11 protein-coding genes and 3 tRNA genes are annotated in these 7414 nt (G+C 64.5%); 12 read left to right on the forward strand and 2 right to left on the reverse strand.

Annotation, left to right across the window (positions count from 1 at the left end):
* Positions 1–522, reverse strand: a 522-nt coding sequence (locus ACRDUX_RS11230) for an MBL fold metallo-hydrolase (RefSeq protein ID WP_526413861.1), incomplete at its 3' end; no start/stop codon positions are given.
* 168 nt (positions 523–690) lie between these two features.
* Here ACRDUX_RS11230 and ACRDUX_RS11235 point away from each other — a divergent pair.
* The 12 genes from ACRDUX_RS11235 (at position 691) to ACRDUX_RS11290 (ending at position 6203) form a co-directional block, all read left to right on the forward strand.
* Positions 691–763, forward strand: a tRNA-Thr gene (locus ACRDUX_RS11235).
* Positions 764–826: 63 nt separating this feature from the next.
* Positions 827–900, forward strand: a tRNA-Met gene (locus ACRDUX_RS11240).
* A gap of 39 nt (positions 901–939) precedes the next feature.
* Positions 940–1107, forward strand: a complete 168-nt coding sequence (rpmG, locus tag ACRDUX_RS11245) for a 50S ribosomal protein L33 (protein ID WP_011854752.1) — start codon at positions 940–942, stop codon at positions 1105–1107.
* Between the two features lie 51 nt (positions 1108–1158).
* A complete protein-coding gene (gene hadA / locus ACRDUX_RS11250) occupies positions 1159–1635 on the forward strand; it encodes a (3R)-hydroxyacyl-ACP dehydratase subunit HadA (protein ID WP_526413863.1) in 477 nt (158 codons plus the stop codon).
* Positions 1622–2050, forward strand: a complete 429-nt coding sequence (hadB, locus tag ACRDUX_RS11255; protein ID WP_526413865.1) for a (3R)-hydroxyacyl-ACP dehydratase subunit HadB — start codon at positions 1622–1624, stop codon at positions 2048–2050. The genes hadA and hadB overlap by 14 nt, the downstream gene beginning before the upstream one ends.
* Positions 2050–2559: a (3R)-hydroxyacyl-ACP dehydratase subunit HadC gene (gene hadC / locus ACRDUX_RS11260; RefSeq protein ID WP_526413868.1), complete on the forward strand. Its 510-nt coding sequence runs from the start codon at positions 2050–2052 to the stop codon at positions 2557–2559. Before hadB ends, hadC begins: the two co-directional genes overlap by 1 nt.
* Before the next feature lie 140 nt (positions 2560–2699).
* Positions 2700–2772: transfer RNA gene (locus ACRDUX_RS11265), tRNA-Trp, on the forward strand.
* A gap of 69 nt (positions 2773–2841) precedes the next feature.
* Entirely contained in the window at positions 2842–3315 is a 474-nt protein-coding gene (secE, locus tag ACRDUX_RS11270) for a preprotein translocase subunit SecE (RefSeq protein WP_526413870.1), read from the forward strand.
* Between the two features lie 54 nt (positions 3316–3369).
* Entirely contained in the window at positions 3370–4242 is an 873-nt protein-coding gene (gene nusG, locus ACRDUX_RS11275; RefSeq protein WP_526413872.1) for a transcription termination/antitermination protein NusG, read from the forward strand.
* A 28-nt stretch (positions 4243–4270) separates the two neighbouring features.
* Positions 4271–4702 carry a 50S ribosomal protein L11 gene (rplK, locus tag ACRDUX_RS11280; protein ID WP_526413874.1) on the forward strand — a complete coding sequence of 144 codons (432 nt, stop codon included), beginning with the start codon at positions 4271–4273 and terminating at the stop codon, positions 4700–4702.
* Positions 4703–4785: 83 nt separating this feature from the next.
* Positions 4786–5493 carry a 50S ribosomal protein L1 gene (gene rplA / locus ACRDUX_RS11285; protein ID WP_526413876.1) on the forward strand — a complete coding sequence of 236 codons (708 nt, stop codon included), beginning with the start codon at positions 4786–4788 and terminating at the stop codon, positions 5491–5493.
* 92 nt (positions 5494–5585) lie between these two features.
* Complete coding sequence (locus ACRDUX_RS11290; protein WP_526413880.1) at positions 5586–6203, forward strand: M15 family metallopeptidase; 618 nt, start codon at positions 5586–5588, stop codon at positions 6201–6203.
* 33 nt (positions 6204–6236) lie between these two features.
* Here the strand turns inward: ACRDUX_RS11290 and ACRDUX_RS11295 are convergent.
* On the reverse strand, positions 6237–7414 hold a 1178-nt coding region (locus ACRDUX_RS11295; RefSeq protein WP_526413878.1), incomplete at its 5' end, for a hypothetical protein.

Raw genomic sequence — 7414 nt, forward strand, 5'->3', positions numbered from 1 at the left:
GCACCCCTCCAGGAAGAGGGTGTCGCCTGCGACCAACCGGCCGTCGAGCAGGAAGCACTGACTTCCTGGCGTATGGCCTGGAGTGTGCATCAGCTCGATGTCGACGTCGCCGACCGAAACCCTGTCGCCATGTTCGTGGGAGGTCAGCTCGCTGAGCGCAATCCCCGTGATGCGCGAAACCCAATCCGCCTCATGGGTATTGACGTGGACCGGCACGCTGACCCGCTCCAGCAGCTCGGCGAGCCCCTTGAGCTCGAAGCCCATCATCGACCCGCCGACGTGGTCGGGATGGTGGTGGCTGACCAGCACCCCCGACAGGTGCATGCCGTCGGATTCCAGGGCATCCAGCAGGTCGTTCGCCGCATACGCCGGGTCGACGACGACGCAGTCGCCGGTGTGGCGGTCACCGATCAGATAGGCGAAGTTGCGCATCTGCTGAGCGATCACGTCGTTCGCGGCGAAGTCGCGTCCCGACAACAATTGCTTGAAGTACAGACGGTCCTGGTCGGTTGGGCTGGCCATTCTGCAACAGTAGGGCCCCCGTCCGTGCGGCCGGAAACACCAGGGTCTCCGACGGGGGGCCTCACCTTGCCTCACCCTGAACCGAGCCCCCCGCCACGCTGCGGTTTGGTGAGGATAACGGCGAGAATGTACCCTCTTTAAGGCCCTGCGGCGCGACTGCAGGCGACTGCCCCCTTAGCTCAGTCGGTAGAGCGTTTCCATGGTAAGGAAAAGGTCAACGGTTCGATTCCGTTAGGGGGCTCGGTGGTTTCCCGGGACGAGTGAAGCGACGGGAGAAACCAGGGGTAGCAAGGCGCCCGAACATGGCGGTGTAGCTCAGCTGGTTAGAGCGCACGACTCATAATCGTGAGGTCGGGGGATCGAGCCCCCCCACCGCTACAAGACGACAACGCAAGTGAATGAAGAAGGACGACTGACGTGGCCTCGAGTACAGATGTACGGCCCAAGATCACCTTGGCCTGTGAGGTGTGCAAGCACCGTAACTACATCACGAAGAAGAACCGGCGCAACGACCCCGACCGGCTGGAGCTCAAGAAGTTCTGCCCGAATTGTGGCGTCCACCGGGCCCACAAGGAATCGCGCTAACGGACGACCCCGCGAGCTTCGGCTCGGGGTTGACTGATTGGGGAACTGTCCGTGCCGCTGTCTTCGGACATCATCGGGATGCACTATCGCTATCCCGACTTCTACGAGGTTGGGCGCGAGAAGGTGCGCGAGTACGCAGTCGCCGTCAAGAACGACGATCCCGCGTATCACGATGAGGACGCCGCGGCAGTGCTCGGCCACGGGTCGCTGCCCGCGCCGTTGACCTTCATGTCGGTGTTCGGCTACCAGGCGCAGACGGCCTTCTTCGCCAACGCCAAAATCGACATCACCGACGCGCAGATCGTCCAGGTCGACCAGGAGCTGAAGTTCCTGCTGCCCATCAAGGTGGGCGACCGGCTCTACTGCGACGTCTACGTGCACGCGTATCGGCAGGCGCACGGCACCGACATCATCGTCACCAAGAACATCATCAGTAACGACAAGGGTGAGGCCGTGCAAGAGACGTACACGACCCTGGCAGGGCGTTCAGACGACAGCGGAGAGGGCTTTTCAGATGGCGCTACGTGAGTTCAGTTCCGTGAAGGTCGGCGACGAGCTTCCCGAGCGTGTCATTCCGCTGACCCGAATGGACCTGGTCAACTACGCAGGTGTGTCGGGTGACCTCAACCCCATCCACTGGGACGACGAGATCGCCAAGCAGGTGGGCCTTGACACCGCGATCGCGCACGGCATGCTGACCATGGGTCTGGGTGGCGGCTACGTGACGTCGTGGATCGGCGACCCCGCCGCGGTGACGGAGTACAACGTGCGGTTCACCGCAGTGGTGCCGGTGCCCAACGACGGAGTGGGCGCCGTGATCGTGTTCAATGGTCGCGTGAAGTCCGTTGAGCCCGAGTCGAAGTCGATCGTCATCGCGCTGTCCGCCACGACGGGCGGCAAGAAGATCTTCGGCCGCGCCACGGCCACCGCGAAGCTGGCATAGTGCCACTCAAGGTCGACGTCCTGGGGATGGTTCACCACTACCCCGAGAGCTTCACGATCGGTCGCGAACAAGTGCGTCAGTACGCCAGAGCGATCAAGGCCGACGATCCGGCCACCTTCGACGAGCATGCAGCCGCCGAGCTCGGTCACGACGACATCGTCGCGCCGCTGACCTTCGCCTCCATTTTCGCGTTGTTGGTGCAGCAGGACTTCTTCCGCAAGGTCGACGTCGGAATGACCACGATGCAGATCGTCCAGGTGGATCAGAGGTTCGTGTTCCACAAGCCCCTCGTCGTCGGCGAAACGCTGAGCGCGTCGCTGGAGATCCAGTCCGTCGTCGAACGGTTCGGGGCGGATATCGTCGTCACGCGCAGCGTCTGCGTCGACGAGAAGAACGAGTTGGTGCTCGAAGCGTTCACCACGTTGATGGGCCACGAGGGTGACAACTCGATCCAGGTCCAGTGGGACGCCGAGAGTGGCCAGGTCATGCGCACTGCGGCGAAGGATTAGCAAGTCGGAACAGGGCCGTTGTACACTCGGTCCTCGGGGTTTCGCCCAATCAAGCGCGCTGTCCGTCGGTTTCTGATCGACCGATCGGGGGGCGCGTGAGTTGTGTGAGCCTGGAACGCAGGTTGGCCTGCCAACCGTGAAGGGGCGTAGCTCAACTGGCAGAGCAGCGGTCTCCAAAACCGCAGGTTGCAGGTTCAAGTCCTGTCGCCCCTGCTGAAGGCGAATACTCGAAGAGCGTGGACACTGGAAGGTGACCACACCGAAGACAACGAAAGGCATGCGGTGAGCGACGAGCGCGACGGTGCCGGCTCCCCAGTCGACGACGACATCGACTCCGTGACCGACGACGTCGATTCCGTCGATGACGACGTCGACGCGGTGAGTGATGACATCGGTGTCGGTGGCAGCCGTGGACAGACCGCGATCGCGACCAGGCCTCAGCGACCCAGCGGGAAGCGGTCGCGGCGCGAGGCCGCCGATGATGACGCTCCCGCCACTGAGTCGGGCTCCGTCAAGAACGGCGACGGCAAGAAGCCCAAGACCGCCAAGAAGCCAGGCGAGTCCCGCAACCCGATCACGTTCGTCTTCAACTTCCTGAAGCAGGTCGTCGCCGAGCTCCGCAAGGTGATCTGGCCCAACCGCAAGCAGATGATCAGCTACACCACCGTGGTACTGGCCTTCCTGGTCTTCATGGTCGCCCTCATCGGCGGCGTCGACCTGGGCCTGGCCAAACTCGTGACGTGGGTGTTCGGCTGACACAGCCGTCCGAGCCACACGCTACGAGCGAAGAGATCTAGAGAGGATTGACACGTGACTTCCTTCGAGGGCAATACGCCTTCGGGTGTGTCCGACGCGCGCATCGAGGCCGCGGACCCTACGACCGTGATTGCCGACGTCGCTGCCGAGTCGCTGGAACAGCCCACCGGCGAGGCCGTGGACGGTGCTGCGGACGAGGTGCCCGCTGAGGCGCAAGAGGCCGAAGAGGCCGAAGAGGCCCCCGCCGAGGCGGCTCCGGAGGACGGCGACGTTCCAGAAGTTCCAGAAGAAGACGAGGACGTCGACCCGGCCGTAGCGCTCAAGAAGGACCTGCGCTCCAAGCCCGGCAACTGGTACGTCATCCACTCCTATGCGGGCTACGAGAACAAGGTGAAGGCCAACCTCGAGACCCGCGTTCAGAACCTCGACGTCGGCGACTTCATCTTCCAGGTGGAGGTGCCCACCGAAGAGGTCACCGAGATCAAGAACGGCCAGCGCAAGCAGGTCAACCGCAAGGTGCTGCCCGGCTACATCCTGGTGCGCATGGACCTCACCGACGAGTCGTGGAGCGCGGTGCGCAACACCCCCGGTGTCACCGGCTTCGTCGGCGCCACGTCCAAGCCGTCGCCGCTGACGCTCGATGACGTCGTGAAGTTCCTGCTCCCGCAGGGTGCGGCCAAGAAGCCCGCCAAGTCCACGTCGTCGGGCGCCGCCGCCACCGCCGAGACCAACGGGCTCGAACGGCCGGTCGTTCTCGTCGACTTCGAGGTCGGCGAGTCGGTCACCGTCATGGACGGCCCGTTCGCGACGTTGCCCGCCTCGATCAGCGAGGTCAACGCCGAACAACAGAAACTCAAGGTGCTGGTGTCGATCTTCGGCCGCGAGACACCTGTGGAGCTGACCTTCACCCAGGTCTCCAAGATCTAAAGAACTACAAGAACAGGAAGAACACCTCATGGCCCCCAAGAAGAAGAAGATCACCGGGCTGATCAAGCTGCAGATCCAGGCGGGTGCGGCCAACCCCGCGCCGCCAGTCGGCCCCGCGCTCGGCCAGCACGGCGTCAACATCATGGAATTCTGCAAGGCGTACAACGCCGCGACGGAGAGCCAGCGCGGCAACGTCATCCCCGTGGAGATCACCGTCTACGAGGACCGCAGCTTCACCTTCGCCCTGAAGACGCCGCCCGCCGCCAAGCTGCTGCTCAAGGCGGCCGGTGTGCAGAAGGGCTCCGGCGAGCCGCACAAGACCAAGGTCGCCAAGGTGACCTGGGATCAGATCCGCGAGATCGCCGAGACCAAGAAGGAAGACCTCAACGCCAACGACATCGACGCTGCGGCGAAGATCATCGCGGGCACCGCCCGGTCGATGGGCATCACGGTCTCCTAGTAGTAGCTCCACCCAGCTCCAAAACGTGGAAGGGCCCGCTTCGGCCCGCAAGACCACGACCCAACGAAAATGATTGGAATCCAATGAGCAAGAACAGCAAGGCATACCGCGAAGCCGTCGAGAAGATCGACCGCGACAACCTCTACACGCCGCTCGAGGCCGCGAAGCTGGCCAAGGAGACGTCCTCGAAGAAGCAAGACGCCACCGTCGAGGTCGCGATCCGCCTCGGTGTCGACCCCCGCAAGGCCGACCAGATGGTCCGCGGCACCGTCAACCTGCCCCACGGCACCGGCAAGACGGCCCGCGTCATCGTGTTCGCCGTCGGCGAGAAGGCCGAGGCCGCCGTGGCCGCGGGTGCCGACGAGGTTGGCAGCGACGATCTGATCGAGAAGATCCAGGGCGGATTCCTGGACTTCGACGCCGCGATCGCCACGCCCGATCAGATGGCCAAGGTCGGCAAGATCGCCCGCATCCTCGGGCCCCGTGGCCTGATGCCGAACCCGAAGACCGGCACCGTCACCCCCGACGTCGCGAAGGCCGTCACCGAGATCAAGGGCGGCAAGATCAACTTCCGCGTCGACAAGCAGGCCAACCTGCACTTCGTCATCGGCAAGGCCTCGTTCGACGAGACGAAGCTCGCCGAGAACTACGGCGCTGCCATCGACGAGATCATGCGGGCCAAGCCGTCGTCGTCGAAGGGCCGCTACCTGAAGAAGGTCGTCGTCTCGACCACGACCGGCCCCGGCATCCTGGTGGATCCCGCCGTCACGCGGAACTTCGCAGAGGCCTAACCACCTTGCCGCGAGCGTGCGTGTCTGCTCGCAACACGCCGTTGTCGCGTGGCAGAACGCGCACGTTCACCGGGGCGTTCGCGGCCGTTGTGATGCTTCTGATGACGTCCCCGACAGCTGCTGCCGACGTCCCACCGGTCTCGCCCCAGGCGCAGGCCGCGGGGCTGGTCGACGTACTGACGGTCGTACCCGATGCGCGGATCGATCTGCGTTATGCGACGACCAACAACTTCGTCGGCGTGGCGCTGTACCCGGCCGATGCGCGGTGTCTGATCCACCAGTCGATGGCACCGGGACTTGCAACGGCCGCCGACATTCTCCGGAAGAACAACGCACGCCTCGTGTTCTGGGATTGCTACCGACCGCACGACGTCCAGGTGCGGATGTTCCAGGAAGTGCCCGACCCGAATTGGGTCGCTCGTCCGACCGACTACGCGCGCAGTCACGAGGCAGGCCGCTCGGTGGACGTGACCCTGGCCGATGGGCACTACGGGTCGCTCATCGACATGGGGACCGACTTCGACGACTTCACGCCGCGTGGCCTCGCGTACGCCACCGAGGGGGTCAACGCGACTCAACAGGCGAACCGGGAGAAGCTGCGCTCGGCGATGGAAGCCGGCGGGTTGACGGTGTACTCGGGCGAGTGGTGGCACTTCGACGGGCCAGGGGCCGGCGTCGGACGCCCGATCCTGGACGTCCCGGTCAACTGAGCCCGGCGCTTGGCGGGCTCGATCGAATGGGGACTATCCGGTTTGCCGAGCTTCGTTCCAGTGCTCCGCGAGTAGCTCGGCAGGTTCGGTGAGCAGTGCGAGCGGGGGCACGACACCGAGCAGCCGTTCGTCGAAGATCGGATCTACCTCGGTGACAGCACTTTTCAGTTCCGACAGTCGACCCCGGTAGTTCTCGAGGACCGACGACATGTCGCCGGGGGAGAGGCGCGGACGAAACTCCACGTGGAGCAGGACGAGCCCGGTTGTCCGATGGCCGTTGATCTCCGGAACGATGATGAACGGTCGCTGATCGTTGCGACCAACGGCGGCCAGGACCTGTTGTTGTTCTGCCACCAGGAGCTTCGTCCCGACCAGTCGGTGATCGACGTCAGTGCGCGAACGCAAGCCCTGCGCCATCCCGCGGCGGCTGATCACTTCGACGTGCTCATCGGCGACGGAGTAGTGGGTCGAACCGACAACGGCCGCCACGGCCGGATCGAGGGCCGCGACCGTGCGAAGCGCACTGTAGGAGAACGAGTTCCGACCCGCCCCCGCCGCGAGGACCGCCTCGACGAGTGGGACGGACAGGATCTCCTCGTCGCTGCGGCTGGTGCCGACCGTCACCGTCTTCGCTTGGTGTCGGATGGTGTCGATCGTGCGCGAAACCTGGTCGATGCCGTCGGTGAGCGCGGCCACCAGCTCGTTGATCACCGCGTCTGGCCCCGCGAAGCGCGACAGCAGTGTCTCCTCGGAGCGCGTGACGATCGCGTGGAACGCGACGGCTATCCGCGCAGACGCCCTTGCGCTCAACGAGCCGTCGTATTGGCCGGCGTCCAATCTGCGCATGAAGTCATCGGCGGCCGGCCCGATCGCCGCAGGCAGGTCGACCAACATGGCTGCAGGTTCGCGGTCGTTCGCGACTGCGGTCTCTTCGATCTTGGCCCGCGCGGCCCTCAGTGGCAGGGCTTGTTCGTCGATGGCCAAGGCTGCGTGGTAGCCGAACAGGTGGCCCGCCATCGCGGCGAGCAGGAAGGCTAGATCTGGATGGACTCGAGGAACCCAGATGACGCCGTGCCCAGCGTTGAACCGCGATTCGTCCTGAGTGGCAATGACAATCGGCAACCCGTTGTGCGAGGCAAAGATCTCCACCTCCTTGGCGATGTCATCGGCTGCGGAGCCGGTAACCCCCGCCGCGCAGACCAGGGTTAGCG

Source organism: Mycobacterium sp. (assembly GCF_050701675.1).
Lineage (GTDB): Bacteria > Actinomycetota > Actinomycetes > Mycobacteriales > Mycobacteriaceae > Mycobacterium.

Bases quoted from the DNA above. Each gene is read 5' to 3' on its own strand.
- ACRDUX_RS11290 (WP_526413880.1), top strand. From the start codon at position 5,586: ATGCTTCTGATGACGTCCCCGACAGCTGCTGCCGACGTCCCACCGGTC.
- rplK (WP_526413874.1), top strand. From the start codon at position 4,271: ATGGCCCCCAAGAAGAAGAAGATCACCGGGCTGATCAAGCTGCAGATC.
- rplA (WP_526413876.1), top strand. From the start codon at position 4,786: ATGAGCAAGAACAGCAAGGCATACCGCGAAGCCGTCGAGAAGATCGAC.
- hadB (WP_526413865.1), top strand. From the start codon at position 1,622: ATGGCGCTACGTGAGTTCAGTTCCGTGAAGGTCGGCGACGAGCTTCCC.